This is a genomic window from Mesorhizobium sp. (assembly GCF_004962925.1).
GTDB lineage: Bacteria > Pseudomonadota > Alphaproteobacteria > Rhizobiales > Rhizobiaceae > Mesorhizobium.
The window spans coordinates 1-740 of sequence record NZ_SUEO01000276.1 but is presented as its reverse complement, the minus strand read 5'-3'; the positions used below and the strand labels follow the sequence as shown (position 1 = coordinate 740).

The window sequence follows — 740 nt, the reverse complement described above, 5'->3', positions numbered from 1 at the left end:
GCCCCTCGCGGGTGCCGCGCTGTTGTGGCTGACCGACCGGCTGGTGCAGGTCACGCCGTTCACCTCCGAAATCCCGGCAGGCGTGGCGACTGCATTCCTCGGTGCGCCGCTGCTGTTTCTCCTCCTGCCGAAATTGCGCACCAGCCCGGATCGGGACGGCGCCATGCTGTTTTCCGTGCGCAGGCGCAGCGGGTGGGCCCATCTGCTGGCTGGGCTCGTCGTGATGGCGCTTCTTCTCTGCGCCGCGCTTGTTGTCGGGCGAGGCGCGGCCGGCTGGCACCTGGCCTCGGCCGCCGAACTTGCCGATCTCCTGCCGCTCAGGGCGCCGCGCGTCGCCGTCGCGGTTTCCGCTGGCATGATGTTGGGCGTGGCCGGCACGCTGATGCAGAGGATGACCGGCAATCCGATGGCGGCGCCCGAGGTGCTGGGCGTTTCCGGCGGCGCCTCGCTAGGCATCCTGCTGCTCTTCGTCGCGACTTCTGATGTCAGCCGCCCGGCAATGATCGCGGGCGGCCTCGTCGGGGCTCTGGCCAGCCTGGCGATGGTTTCGCAGACCGGCCGCCGGCAGCCCATCGCGAATGATCGGTTGCTGCTTTCCGGTGCCGCCGTGGCGACGATGGCGTCGGCATTCTCGGCGGTGATGCTCGCCAGCGGCGATCCTCGGCTCGATACGCTCATCGGCTGGCTATCCGGCTCCACCTACCGGGCCACGGCTGTCGATGCGACAATCGCAGCTGTGA

At 69.5% G+C, this 740-nt stretch carries 1 protein-coding gene; it reads left to right on the top strand.

Going from position 1 to position 740, the window contains the following annotated elements; genetic code table 11:
• The coding region (locus tag E5W87_RS32365) for an iron chelate uptake ABC transporter family permease subunit (RefSeq protein WP_292407105.1) at positions 1-740 on the top strand (740 nt) is incomplete at both ends.